Raw genomic sequence first — 17,808 nt, forward strand, 5'->3', positions numbered from 1 at the left:
GCCTGTGGAGAGCGGGCGGAGCGAGGACAGCACGCTCCATCTGAGCTGCGGTCCGCAGGCCGACGTCCTTGCCGGACCGCTCCGCACGCATCGACCGCTGCCGGCCATGGACCTTCTGCTGGGTTCGCTCGCTCCCCCCGCCCTGCGCGCCGACGCTGAGCTAGGGGAGAGGTTGCGGCCGGCGCCGCCGCGGGTCGCGCTGATGGGCTGTGAGAGCGGCGGCGCTCTCCGGTTCGCCGAATCGTTCGGCCTGGCGACGGCATGCCGCACAACGGCGCCGAGCTGGTCACCGCCACCCCGCTGGGTGCTGCCGACCAGCTCTGCGTTCCACCGCCTCGCCGGACTGCCCGGGTCCGTATGCCCGCTGACGGAGGCGATCGTCACCGTCGACACCGCCCACGAGGACCCCGACCCCGCCCACCGGCCGGGCCGCCGGCAGCGCGAACAGCTCGGGCCTGGCGCACGGACGGCGGGATCGAACACTCGCCCTGCCGTGGGCGGCCCGCACCTCCATCGTCGTATGACCGACACGTCACCGACCTCATGGGCCTGGGAGTCCATGGCCTGCAAGCCCGCGGGCCTAGAAGGGGAAGTCGCCCCCGGTGAGCACCGCGAGCGCGACCACGGTGGCCATCGACAGGACCTGACGGGCGCCCTTGGACGCATGCCCCCGGAACGACACGCCGGCGATCGGCTCAGCGTCTTCGGCGGGCAACCGGGAGGCCCGCACGGGGAATTCCGACACCTCCACGTAGGTGCCGTCGGGGTGGACCAGGAACATCGCGCCGTGCTTGTCGTGCACCAGCTTGCCTGCGGGGGTCTTCTCGTCGGGCATGACTTCTCCTTGCGCATGTCGATGAGTACGAGATGAGTGAGCGAGGGAGGAACGGCGGTGAACCGTGCGGCCGGGCTACTCCTTGCCTTCCCGCTCCCTGGTGCAGTTTCCGGCGGGCGGGGAGAGGGGCATGCACACCATGGTGCGATCGCTTCGGTCGTGGGAGAGGTAGCGGCCCACGCAGTCGTTCGGCCGGAAGCGGTCGACGGTCCTGCAGAACGCCACGGCCTCCTTTCCGTCCCGGTAGGGGCCGGGCTCGTAGATGACCCAGTAGCCGGGGTTGAGGGAAGCGAAGTCATCGCTGTCGAGCAGTTGCGCGTAAGGGACGGACCTCCGTATCACGGCGAGCGTCCGCCGGGCCTGCTGTTCACCCTCGCGGTGTGCCACGGAGGCCAGTTGGGCGATCCACCGCGACGTCTGCGGCGTGGGCCGGGACGCGAGCGCGCTGGGCGAGGCGGAGACCGCGGGGTCGGCGGCCTGGAGGTCATGGGCCTGCCAGCCGACGGTGACACACGCCATCGCGGCAGCCACCCCCAGGCCCGCGAGCCATGCCCGGCGCGCCGTCCGCACCCGCGAGCGAGGGGCCGCCGCGCCGCGGCTTGCGGGGTGGAGCAGGACCACCCCTTCTCGACGGGTGTCCAGCTTCGAAGGGGCCGCCGGGGCCGGCTCCGCCGCGAGGAGTGCCCGCAGCTCGCCTTCGCTGTCGCCGGGGTGCTCCTGATAGTGCTGGACCAAGGCTGTTTGCAACGCCTCGAACCTGTCGTTCGGACGGTCGCGGTCGTGGGACTTCATCGGGGTGCTCCCTCCATCCGGTGGGCCGGTCCGGGCGGTTCGGGCGCCGCGGCGCGCTCGCGGAGTTTCTTCTTCGCGCGGCGTACGGAGGCGGAGACGGAGGCAGGGGCGATGCCGAGAGTTTCGGCGGTCTCGGTACGGGAGAGCCCGAGGTATTCGCGCAGGAGCAGGGCCCACCGCAGTTCGGGGTTGAGGGTGTTGATGTCACGGAGCATCTCGGAGATCTCCAGCGCCCGGTCCGGTCCGAGGGTTCTGCTCACCGAGGTCCACTCCCCGCTGTCCTCGGGGAGTTCACCCGCGGGTGCCCAGGGGGTGCGCCGGGCGGCACGGACGGCGTCGATGGCTTTACCAGAGGCGATCCTCCGGAGCAGGGGCCACGGGGACGCGACGGGCCCGTCCTCGCGGAGAATCTTGAGATAGCGCAAGAACGTGTCGTGGGCGACGGCGTCGATGTCCGCCTCCGGCCCGGCCACCGTGTAGATCACAGAACGCACTCCGGGCCGGTACTTCTTGTACGTCTCGGTGAACAGGGCATCCAGTTCGGACTGCGGTCGCGGGGGCAGCGTACGGCGTATCACCGGGCGCCCACCCCCCGACCGGGTCCACGTACTGTTCCGAGCCTCTTGTGCGGCTTCGCTCATGTCTATAGAGCCGACACGGACACGGGAAAGGCGACTGGCGGATCGCCTCAACTCCGCCTGTGTGCCTGTGTGCCTGTGTGCCTGTGTGCCTGTGTGCCTGTGTGCCTGTGTGCCTGGGGTCCGGGATCCGCCGGTGCGCTCAGGACCTTCGTCGTAGCGCAGGACAGTCCGACTCGCGGTCAGCGCCACCCGCTTGAGAAGGGCTCGGCGTTCCGCCGTTCAAGGGCTGGTGGAGTGCCCGGCGTCGTCCTCGCTCTCCGAGCAGGGAGACCGAGCCGACGGTCAGGGTGGTCAGAGCGCAGGCGAGGAAGCCGACCCTGGAATCCGCAATGCTGAGGAGCATGGCGGACATCAGGCCGGCGACTCCATAGCCAAGGCCGGCCGCGGCGTAGAGGACGGAGAATCCGGTGGCCCAAGCGCGCTGGGGGAGTTGCCCTTGCAGGGCCAGGTTCCGGATGACCATCAGGGGGCTGTAGAAGAGCCCTCCGAGAGCGAAGGCGAAGACAAAGGCTCCGGGATGGGGGGTCAACGCAGGCAAGGCGAAGGCCAGGGTGATGGCCGGAAGCAGGATCAGGGTCTGAGTGTCGGGAGTGCCGGGCCAGCGGCGGCTTCCGTACAGGATGGCGGAGATCACGCTGGCGATGGCGAAGGCGGCCATGACCGGACCGGCCAGGGCGGGGGAGGCGTCGACGTCGCTCAGGCGCGCGGGCAGGAGGACGTCGACTGTGCCGATGAGGAACATAACTGCTGCTGAAAGCAAGGCGGCGGGCCAGGCCAGCCGTAGGACTTCGACGGTCCGGATGCCCTTCGGCAGGGGGTGGTCGATGCTCTGTGCCTGATCGGTGTGGGGGATCCGGTGGGCGAAGAGCACCGGGGCCGCCGAGACGGCGGCCATTACGGCGAGTGCGGCTGGGGCGGAGAACGCCGCGTAGAGCAAGGACACCAGGGGCGGGGCGAGGGCCCAGATGGTCTGGCTGAGGGAGCTCTCCAGGCTGAGCGCTGTTGGGCGCAGCGACTCGGGGGTGGTCGCGGAGAGCTGTGCGCGCATCCCTCCGGGAGCGCCGGAGGCTGCCGTGCCCGCAAGGAAGGCCAAACCGAGAAGCACCGGGACGGCAGCGTGGGCGGCGCAAAGCGCGAGAGCGGCGAAGGCCAGGGCCTCGATGCCCAGGGCGAGACGGAGCTGGCCGGTAAAGGGGCGGGTGTCGAAGCGGCGGCCCATGAACGGGGCACCGGCAGCCTCGCCCAAAGCGTGGGTGGCGGCGAGGAGGCCGCCGGTGGCGAAGGACTGCGTGCTGTAGCCGAGGAACACCAGGGCCAGAGGGGCCATGACCACGGGGGCTCGCACCAGGGCGGCGGCCGCGTACCAGGTGGGGTGGGCGGGCAGTGCCAGGACGCTGCGATAGCTGGGTGTGCGAGCACTCTCACCAGGAGTGTTACCAGTCATAAAAGTAGACGGTAACAGCCTTCGCGGCGAGTGTTTACCGTCTACTCTTGACGGTATGGTTACGACGGCTATGGTCCCCGAGGCCGTGGAGCTGCAGAGCTTCCTGAACAGTTGGTCGATCCCCAACGACACCCGCACGGAGACCGACACGCTCCCCGTGCTCGCGGCAGACCCGGCTCTGTGGCGCCAGGCGTTCACCCTGACCTCGCCGCCCGGTCCCCAGGACAGCCTGGAGGAGCTGATGCAGCTGCGGGACGACCTCCGGGCCGATGTCGAGGAACGCGGCTGGGTTCGACTCGATGAGTGGCTGGAACGGCGTCCGCAGACGGTACGTGTCGAAGACGGAGAACTCGTCTACCAGGGAGAATCGTCCCCGTGCGGGCAACTGCTGCGCCTCGCGGTGGGGCTGGTGGCGCAGGGCCGGTGGCGCCGGGTGCGGGCATGCCCTGACTGCCGGTGGGTCTTCTATGACCAGTCACGGAACAACTCACGTACCTGGTGCAGCATGTACGCCGGGGAGACCGGCCGGGCCTGCGGCAGCATCGCCAAGGTCAAGGGCATGCGCTCGCGACGATCCGCGCACGCCGAGTAGGGGCGCCCGCCCGAGCCCCCGGCACACCGGGGCCCCCGGCTTTCCGCCCAGTGAGCGCCAGTTCGACTCCAGCGGCGACATCCCCTGAGCCCGCCGAATGGTGCGCCGCGCCCGCGGCCGCGTGGGGGCGGCCTGCTGGTCTCATCGAGTGAGACCTGATTCTCACCTTCAGGATGAGTCCGCCCATCGGTATGAGAGGGGCAGTGGTATCGATCGGGGGTCAGGAACCCTGAGGCCCCGTGCTCCCCCGGGACGGTGGTCCTCTTGCCCGCGGAAGAGCGGGACTGCCCGCACGCCAATCGCCAGCAGCATCATGCCGCCGAGGACGGCGGCACCGCCCCAGGTCATGGTGCCGGTATCGCTGTCCGGGCAGTCCGGGGTCGTATTCGCCGTCTGGGCGGCTGGGGAGTTGCAGCCGCTGTCGGTGGTCGCGGCCTTGAAGGCCAGGTAGAGCGGCGGCAGTCCGGGGACGCCGAGCAGCGGATTGACGAGGATGGGTGTTCCGCTCCCGGGTTCGGGACGTTCAGGAACTGCCGTCGGCCTTCGCCTCTTCGCCCCTTCGCATTGGATCGTCTGCGGGTGCGTGCGGTGTTCGGCATGTGCTTCATCACGCCCGGCACCGCCGGTGGGTTCCCGCTGTGTGCGATTGGCTCAGACCTTGCCGCTGGGACCGCCATAGCCTGGATCGACAGCGACAGCGACAGCGACAGCGACAGCGACAGCGACAGCGACAGCGACAGCGACAGCGGTGGCGTTGGGTGGCGGTGCACGCTGTGGAGCGCCGGTTCTCACGCGGGCCGGACGAGTTCGCCCGGCCTTGGACGGGTGGCGTTCGGCTGGGGCCGCCTTCGGGGCAGGCAGCGACAAGCCCCGGCCCCAGGCCGAGCATCCCCTCCGGGCCATCCATGGCAACTGTTGGACAGTGCTTACGCGCAGACCCCATGAGGCCACCGCCATGCACTACGTCACCGTCGCCCGCCCCGAGCGCGCGGCCAGACTGCCCAGGTCGCCGGCGCGCCGGTCAGTCGGCGGCGACGGTCGCGGGAGCGGCGGAATCGCGGATGCCCAGGCGCAGGTGCTCGACGTGGTAGAGGGCCTGGTCGAGGAGTTCGGCGACGTGGCTGTCGTAGAGCGCGTAGATGATCGAGCGGCCGTGACGTTCGCCGGTGACCAGCCCCAGGTTGCGCAGCAGCCGCAGCTGGTGGGAGCAGGCGGAGGCTTCCATGCCGACGGCCTCGGCCAGGTCGCTGACCGAGCACGGCCCTTCCTGGAGCCGGGCCAGGATGTGCAGCCGCGAGGGGGCGGCGAGGGCCTGGAGGGTGGCGGCGACGTCGGCGGTCCCGACGGCGTCCAGGCGCTCGCGGGTGGTGGCGCTGCTGGCGGTATCGGTTCCGTGGCCCATGGGGACAGCATACCGACGACATCTGAAGACCTGTTCAGACGTTCCTGTATGGTGAAGGTGTTGCCCATCCGCCCGTGAAGGGTTGTTTTGTCGTGCCTTCTGTCCTTGACCAGCGGCCCGCTCCGGCCGCCGCCGGACCGCGTCCGGCGCCACCGAAGCGGCGCACACAGATGCTGGCGCTGCCGGAGGCCCGGTGGGCGCTGGCCGCACTGGTGCTGTTCCTGGCCGCCCTCCCGCTGGATCTCCTCGGTACCCCGGTATGGCTGTGGGCGCCGCTGTATGCCGCCGTCTACGTCACAGGCGGCTGGGAGCCGGGACGGGAGGGTCTGAAGGCCCTCAAGGACAAGACCTTGGACGTGGATCTGCTGATGGTCGTCGCGGCGCTCGGCGCCGCCGTCATCGGCCAGGTCCTCGATGGGGCCCTGCTGATCGTCATCTTCGCGACCTCCGGCGGGCTGGAGGCCATCGCCACCGCCCGGACCGCCGACTCCGTGCGCGGGCTGCTCGACCTCGCGCCGGCCACCGCGACCCGGCTCCTGCCCGGCGACGCAGAGGAGAGCGTCCCCACCGATGCCCTCGCGGTCGGCGACGTCATCCTGGTGCGGCCCGGCGAGCGGGTCGGCGCCGACGGCCAGGTCCTCGAAGGCGCCAGCGACGTCGACGAGGCCACCGTCACCGGCGAGTCCCTGCCGGTGGCCAAGCAGGCCGGGGACGAGGTGTTCGCCGGCACGGTCAATGGCACGGGCGCCCTGCGCGTGCGCGTCGAGCGTGATCCGTCGGACTCGGTGATCGCGCGGATCGTGAAGATGGTCGAGGAAGCCTCCGAGACCAAGGCACCCACCCAGCTGTTCATCGAGAAGGTCGAGCAGCGGTACTCGATCGGCATGGTCATCGCCACCCTCGCCGTCTTCGCGATCCCGCTCGCCCTCGGCGGCGAACTCCAGGCGGCCCTGCTCCGCGCGATGACGTTCATGATCGTTGCCTCGCCGTGTGCGGTGGTGCTCTCCACCATGCCGCCGCTGTTGTCCGCGATCGCCAACGCCGGACGCCACGGCATCCTGGCGAAGTCGGCCGTCGTGATGGAACGCCTCGGCCAGATCGACGCCGTCGCTTTGGACAAGACCGGCACCCTGACCGGGGGAACCCCGCGCGTCACCGACGTCCGCCCCCCTCTCGACTCCGGCCTGGACGAAGGCGGGCTGCTGGCGCTGGCGGCAGCAGCTGAGCACCCGAGCGAGCACCCGCTGGCCCGCGCCGTCGTCCAGGCCGCCCGCGAGCGCGGACTCGCACTCGCCGAGACGACCGGCTTCACCTCCACCCCCGGCGCGGGCATCACCGCCACGATCGACGGCCGCACCGTTCAGGTCGGCTCCCCGGCCCGCCTCACCACCAGCGATCCGCAGACCATCAGCATGGTGCAGGAGCTCGAAGACCAGGGCCGCACCGCAGTCCTCGTCCTGATCGACGGCGCACCGGCCGGAGTACTGGGCATCGCCGACCGGCTCCGCCCGGACGCGAAGAACACGGTGGCCGCCCTCACCACCCTCACCGGCCGGACCCCGGTCCTGCTGACCGGCGACAACGAGCGCGCCGCGCGTCACCTGGCCGCCGAGGTCGGCATCACCGACGTCCGCGCGGGGCTGCTGCCGCAGGACAAGGCGGCCGCCGTCCAGGGATGGGGGGCCGAGGGCCGGCGAGTGCTGGTGGTCGGCGACGGCGTCAACGACGCCCCCGCCCTGGCCGCCGCCCACACCGGCATCGCGATGGGCAAGGCCGGCTCCGACCTCGCCCTGGAAACTGCCGACGCCGTCGTCGTCCGCGACGAACTCGCCACCGTTCCCGCGATCGTGGGCCTGTCCCGCAGAGCCCGCCGCCTGGTCGTGCAGAACCTCGTCATCGCAGGGATCTTCATCACCGCGCTCGTAGCCTGGGACCTGATCGGCACCCTCCCGCTACCGCTCGGCGTCGCCGGCCACGAAGGCTCCACCGTCATCGTCGGCCTCAACGGCCTGCGCCTGCTGCGCGAGCGAGCCTGGACAAACTCCCTCACCAAGGACACCGCGTGAGCAGGCACACCCGCCGGGAGCGTACGGCCGCCTCCGCAGGTGCGGCCGGTGCCGCCAGTGCGCGGTGCACGGTCACCGTCTGCCGGGGCTGCTGCTGCGGTACCCCTGGCAAGGTGCCCCGCCTGGACCACGAGGCCCAGCTCACCGACCTGCGCACCGCGCTGGCCGGAGTGGCGACGATCCGGCGCACCGACTGCCTCGACACCTGCGAGCGCGCCAACGTCATCGTCATCCAGCCCTCCGCCGAGGGACGCAAGGCCGGAGGCCGCCCAGTCTGGCTCGGCCAGGTCAACGACCCCGGCGCCGCCGACATCACCGCCTGGGTCACCGATGGCGGCCCTGGCCTGGCCGATCCGCCCGGCGTCCTCGACCTCTACGCCTTCCGTCCCTCACGCCGCGTCCAGGCCGAACTCCACGACGACTAGCACCCGCCCAGCATCATCGAACCCGCGCGCTTCCCGTAGTCCGGGGAGGAACTGGCGGCCGGGGTGCAGGCCGGGCACAAAGGCGTCCAGGACGATGCGGCGGAAGCGCCGGCGTTGAGCGGGGGAGCGGGGGAGGTGCTGGAGATCGGCGGTGAAGCGGGGGAGGGTCTCGAAGGTGAGCACGGGGCGCCTCCGGGCAGCACGACGAAGCCCCCTGCGGGCGCCGGGAAGGAAAGTCCGGCCGTTGCTCCGGGTCGGCGGGACGTACCGCTGACCGCCCTTTCCTTACAGGTCAGGGCCGTGTGACGGGGTCTGTATGGCGGCGGATATCAAGCTCATCCGGGCCGGCCGGAGCCGGTCACCTGTACCGGTGCTGCGCACACGAGACCGTCGTCGTCGACGGCCGCCGACCGGCCCGCATGCCGCTGCGCGAGGCCCAGGAGCAAGCCGGTGTTCCGGCCGAACGGTGGATGGGCCGCGGCCTGGCCGCGCTCGGACTGACGCCGGGCGAGGAGGCCACCGAGAGCCGGCTGCGGAACCTCTTCGGCGAGCCGGGCCGGCACCCCCACGCGGACCGGATCGAGGCCGACCTGCCCGCCGAGGGCAAGTCAGTGAAGACGGCGTTCAGGGCCGGCGCACTCGGACGCCAGTGACGGTCGATAGCGCGCAGATCGTCGTGCATCCGCCGTCCGGGACGGGTGGACGGCGGGTGATGGTGCACGGGCAGGTCCTCGGGCTCGCGCACTCCGACGCGGACGCCCTGGAGCTCCGGCGCCGGGCCGGACTGCCGGACGCGGAGGGGCTGTTCGATGATCCGTCGTGGGTGACGTAGCGGGGCGGCAGGGCACACCACTACGAGGCGGCTTGAACCTCCGCTAGCCTCCGGGCATGTTGTGGTCGCGCCGCTGGGACTATCGCCGCAGGACCCCCGCGAACCGAACCCCTGCAGTAACGGAATAATCATGCGAGTCAACCAAGAAGACATCTACGTGGACGAAGATTTGATCGCCTATCACGAAGAGGATGAACCGTTCACAGGTGAAGTCGTGTCGCACGACAAAGAGGGACGGATGATACGCCTCGCAACCTACGTGTCCGGAATCCTCTCCGGTCCACAACTCCAGTGGTATCCGGACGGCACGAAAAGAAGCGAAGGAAAAGCCAAGCAGGGCGTGGTCGTCGGCGAGTGGCGCAAGTGGCACCCGAACGGCCGACTGGCAGAGCAGACCTTCTACAGTGCCATCGGGTTTGAACAGGGTTTTCGCGAATGGGACAAGGAAGGGATCCTTGTCGACGAGGGCGGCCGAGTTCCCGAGGACGATTCCCTTGACGCGCCTGACGCGCCTGACGCGCCTGACGCGCCTGACGCGCCTGACGCCGATCGATCCAGCCGGGCTCAATTAGATCTCGGCGCGCACTGACGTGCCGAGCATCAGTCGAGTCGCCCGAAGGGCGTGTGAACCTCCGGTGACCGAAGACCAGATGCCCAGAGCGGTACTCAGCCACCTCCAGGCCATCGACCTGCCCGATGACAAGCCGAAGTCTGATCCGCCGAACCGGCACGAGGGGCCGTGTCAGGGGTACCTCCATGGCCATTGCCCCAATGGCGGGCCGGGCGGCGTGCGGTCAGGTCCCTGCCGAGCAGCCGTCAGGCAGAGGACGGCACCCGTGCGGCGAGGTTCCCCAGCAGATACCCGGCCCCCTCGGGATCGGGCTCGCGACCGTCGCGCACGTCGGCCAGCAGGCCCATCAGTTCTTGGACGTCGTCGTGAGTGAGCACGGAGAGCAGTTCGGCCGGCGAGTCTACGGCGGTGGTGTCGTCGTCGAGGTTCACGGCCGGGTAACGGGTGCGCGGCCTGGCAAGTCACGCGCTCGGTACGCCCGCTCGGTGTGGGCGTACGGCCGTTGTGCGCCACAGCGGGGGGCACCCTCGACGGCCCGCCGTACCCATGGGGAGCGGCGGGCCGCGTGCTGCCCGAGATCGTCAGGCCGCGAGCCGCGCCCTGAGCCCGGCAATGAGCGCCTCCCGGCTCAGGCTGAGTACATGGCCGCAGTCGGTGAACGTAAGGCTCCTGCCGTCCGCCCGGTGAATGACCTGGTGGGAGATCAGGGCGCAGGTTGGCAGCGGCGCGGGGTGTCGAGGAGTTGCTTCTGCTGTGTTTCGATGTCCGCGAAGAGGCGGGTGGCACGCGCGGGGCGAAGAGCGATCATCGCGTCGAGTTCTTCTCGTTGGGAGCACAGGTGCGCTCAATGACCCGGCGCGGGCTGTTGCGGACAGTACTCGTGTGGAGGATCCGTGTCTACGGTCGTCAGTTGGGCCCATGCGGTGCTGGCTGGTCTCGCAGACGGCGCAGACGGGGCAGAGCGTTGTGGTCTTCTTGACGTGCGGCTCAGGCGCCCGGCTCCTCCCCGTCGAGCGCGTCGGTGATCGAGATTTTCCTCCCACCCACCGGAAACCGGTACGACGGGGAAACCTTCTCCGGCATGCTTGCGCGTTGCACGTCACGTAACCGCGTCCCCGGGGCTGTGCCAGGAATCATCTTCTGCCTTTCGCGGTCTGACGTCTGATCATCAAGCCGCCGAGGAAGAGACCGAACCCTACGGCGGCCACACCCGCTCCCAAAAGCCAGTAGTCCCCCTGGCTAGCGCCTATTGATATGCAGAGAACCCCGAACAGTGTTGCCAGAACGGTGAACACGGTCAGTTTCACTTCGGGTCGCACGGGATTCCCCTTTAACCAGGTTGATAGGAGTGGCCGCAGACTCTTCGCAGCCACTCCCAGTCAAGCGTTCCGATGAAGCATTATCCGTAGGAGATGATGTCAGCGTTCATGAATGCAGCCCCCGCTCCGACCGCGCATGCGGCACCACCTGCGGCTACCGTGCCAGGAGTCCCGAAGAACCCCGTAGCAGCGGTAAGGATGCCGGATTCACCTGCAGCACCGACCCCAGCGAGGCACCCTGTGGCTGCGGTGACGACCTTCTCAGCCATCTTCAAGAACCGGGCCGAGGCGACTCGAGTCCCCGAACGCTTCCCCTACCAGCGTGGCTGTTGCGCCCTGTGCACCCAGGCCTGACGAGGGAGCGGCCTGAAGAATGCGAAAGGCGCCTCCCACACACGGGAAACACTGTCTCAATCCGGGAGCCCGCGACAGGCATACCCCTCTACCCGGGCGGGCCCGACCAAAGATCACACCGGGCTCCACAACCACCCCCCGCCGGACAGTCACCGCACGGCGGGTTGACTGCTGGGCAGTACCCGGCATCGAGGCGTTGGAGCTGCGCGAGCGCTTTGCACGCTGGACATGCGCTGGCCCTCGGAGGCCTTGAAGCAGCCGCGGTAGTCGGCCACGCTCGCGATCTTCGGAGTGACCTCGGCCTCCGTCGCGACGACCCATAGTGGGAGAGGCCCGGCTTCTTCCCCGACTCAGGCGGGGCCGGAGGGCCCTGTACACCGGGCTTCCGGGTTTTCGGCGCCGGCATTGCCGTCTCGGCCGCGGTTTCGGGCGGTTTGACCGCCGTCTTGGGCTCAAGCCAGGCGAGGAGGGGTTCCTGCAGGTGCGAGTGGATGGGGTTGACGTAATGCACAACCCTCTTCGCTCCCCGGAACGTCAACCGCCCGCGTTCTGCTACACGACAACGAACGCGCCCCCGGGCCAGGACAGCCGGAAGCGGGGGCTGCGGGTGGCCTCGCAGCTGAGGACGAGGGGGCGAGCGTGGCGCCCTGATCGACCGAGATGAAGCAGCCACCCTCATGGGCCAGCGGCGGTGGTGATGGCCCGTTTCAAGGGTCAACGATGGTCGATGAACCGCGACTTCAGAACCCGATACGGCACTTTGCAGCGCTCGTCGCGACTCCACTCGGCGAGAGTCTTCTTCACGCCCCACCCCCCGTACAGGGTGCCTCGGGGGGTGGGAGGGCCGATCAGCCAACTGCAGCAGCTCGGCGCGAGGAGTGCTGCTGACCAACTTGGTCACGCTTGTCCCGCGCGCATAGTCGGCGATCAGGAGGCCTGCCTCGAACAAAGGCGTGACAATGCGTTGCACTCAAGAGCACCGGGCGGGTCCTGGTTGCAGACCGCCAGGTATTCGCCGTCCCCGAGCTTCGCCTTGGCCTGCCCCATGGTGGTGTTGGGGATGTCGTCGGCGAAGGCCGCCGGGGCGGCGCCGACCGCGGCCGTGGCGACCATCGCGGCCACGACGAGGACTTTCCGGAATCGAGTCATGCACCGGATATCGGTGATGACCTACGGATACCGGTAGGAGACCGATGTGCCCCAGCAGTCCGCAGCTGACCGCCAGAGCCCACGGGTGAGCCGACCGATGGTCCGCACCAACCTGGCCGCGCCCCGTCGTCCAGCACGCGCTCCCGCTCCCGCCGCCCCACCACCGCGCCGCGCCCCCGTGGAAAGTCATATGACATGGGGCTGCTTCGGGAGGAGGGGGCGTAATAGCACTCGCCCTCGGGCACGTAGGACTCGGTCAGATTGAAGGTCGCCGATGTCCGGGTGGATCGACTCGATGCGGCTGTGCCAGGGCCAGTTGACGGTGTACTGCGGCTCAGCGCGGCGACACATTGATGACTATTTCCTGCCTCTTCAGCAGAGAGAGGTGATCAATACCACTAGGGAGAATTGAGCTCTTTGCCCCTTCCGTGTTGATCTTGCTTAATTCGTGATCTTCGGTGCGGGATAACTTCCCCTGCGAACACCTCCATTCCTGACCAGATTGGGCTAATCCCCACATGCACCATCTGCAGTCCGCGCGTACGTCGCGCGGTCGCGCTTCGGGCCGAATATCCCTGCGCGCAGCGTCAGCCAGCGGGCTGTCCGCACTGACCGCGCTGACCCTGCTCGGCCCCGCCACCCCGGCTCTTGCCGAGGGCAGCGAAACCCCCTCGATGCCCGCCGCGCAGGCGCATGCTGATGAGGGCGGCACCATCACCGAGGCGAACACGCCCGAGGCCGCCATCGCCGCCGCTCAGGCGGGCCACCGCAAGGTAGAGGTGCTTGAACGCCGCACCGAGACGTCCACGACCTGGGCGAACCCGGATGGAACGCTGACGACAACGCTCAGCGCGGGGCCCATCCGTATGGTGCGGGACGGCAAGTGGGTCGATGTCGACGCCACCTTGGCCCATCAGCCCGACGGCAGCGTCGCAGCGAAGGCGCACCCGCAGGACCTGCGACTGGCCGGGGCGGGCGGCGTCGAGGCACGCTCCATCGCCGCAGCCGCGGCAGCGCCGGATTCCAAGGCCCGTGACCTGATCTCCCTCGGCGTGGGTGATCGGCGCATGGCCGTCCAGTGGAAAGGGGGCCTGCCCAAGCCGGTCGTTGAGGACCACCAGGCCGTCTACCCGCAGGCCGTGCCGGGCGCCGACCTCGTCGTCGACGCCACACGAACGGGCTTCGAACAGTTCCTTGTCCTCAAGGAACGGCCGAAGGACGACAAGGCCCCGTGGACGGTGCCGCTGACGCTGCCCGGGATCAACGCGGCGCAGCACGAGGACGGCTCGGTCTCCTTCAAGGACAAGAGGACCGGTGACGAACTCGCCACCATGCCCGCACCCGTCATGTGGGACTCCCAGGTCGACAAGCGTTCCGGCGAGCGAACGAACTCCAAGCCCGTCGACATGAAGCTGTCCCAGGACGGCGACACGGTCGAGCTGGCCCTGACTCCCGACAGCCGTTTCCTGGCCGCCCCGGACACCCAGTACCCGGTGACCATCGACCCGGCCACCGACGGAGTCAGCACGCTGTTCGACACGTTCGTCCAGCAGGGCGACACCACCGACCAGTCCGCGTCGACCGACCTCAAGCTCGGCTGGCCCGGGGACTGGGCAGACACGGCGAAGAAGCAGAAGCGTGTCGCCCGCTCGTACATGACCTGGGACACCTCCATCTTCGCCAACGCCCTGGTCAACAAGGCAGAGCTGTCGCTGTACAACTACCACTCCTGGTCGTGCGAGAAGCGCGCATGGGAGGTGTGGGCCGCCGGCGCGGCAGACACCAAGACCCGCTGGGCCGACCAGCCGGCGCTGACCGAGAAGGCAGCCACGTCGGCAGAGACGCGCGGCAAGTGCAATGACGCCGGCTGGGTGACTGCCGATATCACCCAGCTCGCCAAGACCTGGTCCAGCGCCAACGCCGAGGAGGGGCACATCGCCCTCAAGGCCGCGGACGAGGCCGACACGTACGCGTGGAAGAGGTTCTACTCCTCGGAGTCGACCGCCGACCAGATCCCGCAGCTCACGGTCGACTACAACTACCGGCCCCGTAACGGCGCCAACCTCCAGGCAGGGCCTCCGTACGTTGCCGAGGGCGGCATCTACAAGGTCAACACCCTGACTCCCACCCTGCGCTTCACACCGCAGGACGCCAATGACGACGACATGGTCCGGGGCACCTACCAGATCACCGACAAGGAGACCGGCAAGGTCGTCGCCACGGTGATCGCCGATTCCGTGGCTACCGGAGAGACGTCCCAGGCCGTCGTTCCGGAAGGCAAGCTGGTCAATGGCAAGACCTACACTTTCCGCACCACGACGGACGACGGGACGCACTGGAGTCCCGGGTGGTCGGATCCGGTGACCTTCACCGTGAACACCAAGTGGAAGCTCACTCCGGAGCTCAAAGCCCTTGGCGCGGTCAACTCCGCGCTCGATGCCGCGGACGTCACCGCCGCGACCACCAGTGACAGTAAGTACGCGGCCATCGCCACCAGCGAGGGAAACACCGTCGAGCTTCCCTGGGGCGCCGATGACGCGATCTCCGTGAAGTCGACCGGCCGCGGCGACCTGGGCGTCACCCTGCCCACCGCGCAGCCGCGCGGCGTCAACGTGAACGGCAACGTCGTCTACCACAGCCCAGATGGCCCGGTCGACACCGTTGCCCAGCCCACCGTCGAGGGCGGCGCCAGCATCTTCCAGGTCATCAAGGACGCCAAAGCTCCTCGCGAATACACCACCAGCATGAAGCTTCCTGCCGGAGCCTCGCTGAGCACGCTGGAGAACAACCGCATTCTGATCTCGTCCGGCACAGGCGATGACACCGTGACTCACGGCGTCATCGACGCACCCTGGGCAACGGACGCCAACGGCAAGGCTGTGCCCACCTCGTACCGGATCGAGGGCAAAAAGCTCGTTCAGACGGTCGGCTTCGACAGCAAGACCGCGTTTCCGGTCGTCGCCGACCCCAGGATCAGCTTCGGCTGGGGCGTGTACCTGGCTGCCAGGGGCCTCGAATGGAAGGCATGGTCCAGCGCGGTAGTCACCGCCGGATACGCTGGCATGCTCTACACCTGCACAGCCGCGAAGATTCCGGCGAAGATCGCGGGTGTCACCAAGATGGTGTGCGGCGCTGCATCCCTGAACGGCCTCAAGAACCTCTTGAAGATCCTCAAGCAGATCAAGAAGAAGAAGCTTGACTCGAAGGGCTGCTACCAGTCCAAGATCCTTCCCAGCAACGGGAAGCTGAGCAAAGTGAGCAAGAAGAAGTGCTAGCAGGTCACCGTCACGAAGGTTCTCCCGTCATCCTGCGCACGCCCTGGTGGCTCAACCTGACTGCACTGGCAACCGCGATCGTCCCCTGCCTGGTCCTCGACCTCCCTTGGTACGTCGCCGCCGTCGCGGCGTTGGTCACCGGAACCATGGCCGACCGGGCGTGGGCGGCGGTCGAACGCCGACGCAAACAGAACGGCTAGGAGCTCTCTTACGGATCACTGACAGAGAGATCGCAGGGCCTGTTGGTGGCGGCGGATCCGTGCCTGCGACGATGCGTCTGTGAGCTACGACCTTGCTGTGTGGGATGGCGACTGTCCATTTGGCAATCGTGCTGCGAGTTCGACGTATGACGAGCTCTACGAGCGCTATCTGGAGTCGGACGATGTCGTCGTGCCTCCGGCGCCGCGCATCGCGGCGTATGTGGAAGCCCTCGTCGTGAGTTACCCGGACGACGTCGACAGCAGTGGCGTGTGGGCGTCGCCGCCGGTCATCAATGAGGCATCGGGCCCGATCGTGTACCTGCTCATGTCCTACGGCAAAGCTGACGAAGTATCCGAGTACGCCGCTGCGCTGGCTGGCGAGCACGGTCTCGTCTGCTTCGATCCGCAGGGAGAGTGCCTCCGGCCGTGAGCTGCCTGTACTTCAGCGAGCGGACCAGAGGAAGATGCCCGCAATGAGGAGACCGGCGCGCTAGACCGTGGCGGTCTTCTCGTAGCGGGTGGCCAGGCCGCGCCATTGCTTGAGGCGGTTGATACAGCGTTCGACGGTGTTGCGTTGCTTGTAAGCATCGCGGTCGAATCCGGGCGGTCGCCCGCCGCCGCGGCCCTTGCGCTTGCGGTTGGCGATCGGGTCGGCAGGCTGCGGGATCACAGCCCGCACTCCGCGTCGTCGCAGATGGTCCCGGATAGCTCGCGATGAGTACGCCTTGTCTGCCAGCACCACGAAGGGCCTGATCCTGGGCCTACCAAATCGACGCGGGGCCCGGATGCCTGCCAGCAGTAGCCGTCCTTGCGGCGCCAGATGATGGGCGTGAGATGCTCGGCAGCCCCGACGTCTCGCAGGTCACGCACTCCCCGGGAGACCTGCGAAGGGCTGAGACGGGTGGCGGCGACCAGCTGTTTGGTCTGCAGTCCGGCCGGTCTGGCTTCGATCAGTGCGACGCGGACCAGGTCGCCGTAGTGCTCGCTCAGCGGCTGAGTCCCGCCGCCGCGGCGGCGCCGGGCAGGCAAGGGTTCACTCGCCCTTGAGGAGCTGGGCGATTTGCTCGTCCAGGGTGAAGTGACCGGTGTCGAGCGCGGCCTCCAGCCAGTCCGTGGCGCCGCGGACCTTCGCTAGCGTCGGATCGTCTCGCGTTCGTCTTCGCTGAACTCCTGGTCGCGCAGGCGCGGAACGAGGCGGCCCAGGGTGGCGACGTACTGGTGGCAGGAGCCGACCAGGTCCTGGTATTCGAGGGTGTGCTCGATCTGGCGGACCGCGGGGACGCGGTCGCGGATCTTCTCGCGAGTCTCTTCGGAGTTGTCGAACTGGGCCCGGTTGACGGTGAAGCGGGTGGTGTCGTCGCGCATGGCCAGCCGGGCGACGCGGGGCCGCTGCAGGAGTTCGGAGGTGATGCTGGAGGCGACCTTGTCGTCGCGGGTCAGTTCCTGGACGACGCGGACCCGGTCGGCCGGAGGCAGGCTCTTGGCCGTGTCCGGCCGCCGCAGCAGGCTCGCTGTGACCTGGGCGGCGACGTCGTCATCGCGGGTCAGGTCGGTGACCGTCCGCACCTTCTCTTCGACTGTGACCGGCCGGTCGACCTGCTGTCCGACTAGGCGTTTCGCACCGTCGGAGGTCCACTGTTTCCTGCCCGAGCGGGAATTGAACGGGGCGTCCTCGATCGCTACCCAGCGTTCGGTCTCGTCCTGGATGGAGGCGAGGAACTCGAAGCGCGTGTGGGCGGATTGGTACGCCGTGTCGTCGGGCTCGATGACCTGCAGCGGCTGTGAGTGGGCGTGTTGGTGGCAGGGGTTGTGCGTCAGCGGTGTTCGGTTGTTGATTGCCTGGTCATGTGCTGTGGGCGTGTGCTGGTCTGCTGTCATGAGGTGACCAAATGGTTGCCGTTGAGCGGCTGG

The 17,808-nt window shown here is 68.6% G+C and carries 16 protein-coding genes and 2 pseudogenes; 9 read left to right on the forward strand and 9 right to left on the reverse strand.

The genetic code is table 11. The features are described 5' to 3' along the window. Positions 1–580: 580 nt before the first annotated feature. The 4 genes from ACZ592_RS38045 to ACZ592_RS38060 form a co-directional block, all read right to left on the reverse strand. Positions 581–835 carry a hypothetical protein gene (locus ACZ592_RS38045; protein ID WP_471586331.1) on the reverse strand — a complete coding sequence of 85 codons (255 nt, stop codon included), beginning with the start codon at positions 833–835 and terminating at the stop codon, positions 581–583. Positions 836–910: 75 nt separating this feature from the next. After that, positions 911–1,627, reverse strand: a complete 717-nt coding sequence (locus tag ACZ592_RS38050) for a hypothetical protein (RefSeq protein ID WP_471586332.1) — start codon at positions 1,625–1,627, stop codon at positions 911–913. Further along, positions 1,624–2,205 carry an RNA polymerase sigma factor gene (locus ACZ592_RS38055; RefSeq protein ID WP_471586333.1) on the reverse strand — a complete coding sequence of 194 codons (582 nt, stop codon included), beginning with the start codon at positions 2,203–2,205 and terminating at the stop codon, positions 1,624–1,626. Before ACZ592_RS38055 ends, ACZ592_RS38050 begins: the two co-directional genes overlap by 4 nt. A 202-nt stretch (positions 2,206–2,407) precedes the next feature. Next, a complete protein-coding gene (locus tag ACZ592_RS38060) occupies positions 2,408–3,712 on the reverse strand; it encodes an MFS transporter (protein ID WP_471586334.1) in 1,305 nt (434 codons plus the stop codon). Positions 3,713–3,767: 55 nt separating this feature from the next. Here ACZ592_RS38060 and ACZ592_RS38065 point away from each other — a divergent pair, with 55 nt between their 5' ends. Next, entirely contained in the window at positions 3,768–4,304 is a 537-nt protein-coding gene (locus ACZ592_RS38065) for a CGNR zinc finger domain-containing protein (protein ID WP_471586335.1), read from the forward strand. Between the two features lie 1,021 nt (positions 4,305–5,325). Here the strand turns inward: ACZ592_RS38065 and ACZ592_RS38070 are convergent. Beyond that, entirely contained in the window at positions 5,326–5,706 is a 381-nt protein-coding gene (locus tag ACZ592_RS38070; RefSeq protein ID WP_471586336.1) for an ArsR/SmtB family transcription factor, read from the reverse strand. A 92-nt stretch (positions 5,707–5,798) separates the two neighbouring features. On the opposite strand from ACZ592_RS38070, the gene ACZ592_RS38075 reads away from it, so the two are divergent. From ACZ592_RS38075 to ACZ592_RS38095, 5 genes are all read left to right on the forward strand, one after another. Beyond that, positions 5,799–7,772, forward strand: coding sequence for a heavy metal translocating P-type ATPase (locus ACZ592_RS38075; RefSeq protein WP_471586337.1), 1,974 nt, complete (start codon positions 5,799–5,801; stop codon positions 7,770–7,772). Further along, a complete protein-coding gene (locus ACZ592_RS38080) occupies positions 7,769–8,197 on the forward strand; it encodes a (2Fe-2S) ferredoxin domain-containing protein (protein WP_471586338.1) in 429 nt (142 codons plus the stop codon). Before ACZ592_RS38075 ends, ACZ592_RS38080 begins: the two co-directional genes overlap by 4 nt. 302 nt (positions 8,198–8,499) lie before the next feature. Then, on the forward strand, positions 8,500–8,850 hold the full coding sequence (locus ACZ592_RS38085) for a hypothetical protein (protein ID WP_471586339.1): 351 nt from the start codon (positions 8,500–8,502) through the stop codon (positions 8,848–8,850). Beyond that, complete coding sequence (locus ACZ592_RS38090) at positions 8,847–9,029, forward strand: hypothetical protein (protein WP_471586340.1); 183 nt, start codon at positions 8,847–8,849, stop codon at positions 9,027–9,029. Before ACZ592_RS38085 ends, ACZ592_RS38090 begins: the two co-directional genes overlap by 4 nt. Positions 9,030–9,159: 130 nt before the next feature. Beyond that, positions 9,160–9,618, forward strand: a complete 459-nt coding sequence (locus tag ACZ592_RS38095) for a toxin-antitoxin system YwqK family antitoxin (RefSeq protein ID WP_471586341.1) — start codon at positions 9,160–9,162, stop codon at positions 9,616–9,618. 227 nt (positions 9,619–9,845) lie between these two features. On the opposite strand, the gene ACZ592_RS38100 is transcribed toward ACZ592_RS38095, so the two are convergent. After that, positions 9,846–10,031 (reverse strand): hypothetical protein, encoded by a 186-nt coding sequence (locus ACZ592_RS38100; RefSeq protein WP_471586342.1) that lies wholly within the window; start codon positions 10,029–10,031, stop codon positions 9,846–9,848. 2,169 nt (positions 10,032–12,200) lie between these two features. Next, positions 12,201–12,422, reverse strand: coding sequence for a hypothetical protein (locus tag ACZ592_RS38105; RefSeq protein ID WP_471586343.1), 222 nt, complete (start codon positions 12,420–12,422; stop codon positions 12,201–12,203). Between the two features lie 518 nt (positions 12,423–12,940). Between ACZ592_RS38105 and ACZ592_RS38110 the strand changes: the two genes are divergently transcribed. The 3 genes from ACZ592_RS38110 (at position 12,941) to ACZ592_RS38120 (ending at position 16,327) form a co-directional block, all read left to right on the forward strand. Continuing rightward, positions 12,941–15,697, forward strand: a complete 2,757-nt coding sequence (locus tag ACZ592_RS38110; protein ID WP_471586344.1) for a DNRLRE domain-containing protein — start codon at positions 12,941–12,943, stop codon at positions 15,695–15,697. After that, on the forward strand, positions 15,691–15,897 hold the full coding sequence (locus ACZ592_RS38115) for a hypothetical protein (protein WP_471586345.1): 207 nt from the start codon (positions 15,691–15,693) through the stop codon (positions 15,895–15,897). The genes ACZ592_RS38110 and ACZ592_RS38115 overlap by 7 nt, the downstream gene beginning before the upstream one ends. A gap of 79 nt (positions 15,898–15,976) precedes the next feature. Next, complete coding sequence (locus ACZ592_RS38120) at positions 15,977–16,327, forward strand: hypothetical protein (protein ID WP_471586346.1); 351 nt, start codon at positions 15,977–15,979, stop codon at positions 16,325–16,327. 60 nt (positions 16,328–16,387) lie between these two features. Here the strand turns inward: ACZ592_RS38120 and ACZ592_RS38125 are convergent. Further along, positions 16,388–16,684 (reverse strand): annotated as a pseudogene (locus ACZ592_RS38125) (transposase); the annotation flags it as partial. A gap of 246 nt (positions 16,685–16,930) precedes the next feature. Next, positions 16,931–17,775, reverse strand: a pseudogene (locus ACZ592_RS38130) (DUF6192 family protein). Between the last annotated feature and the right edge of the window lie 33 nt (positions 17,776–17,808).

The sequence above is a fragment of the Streptomyces sp. NPDC040622 genome, assembly GCF_055593965.1.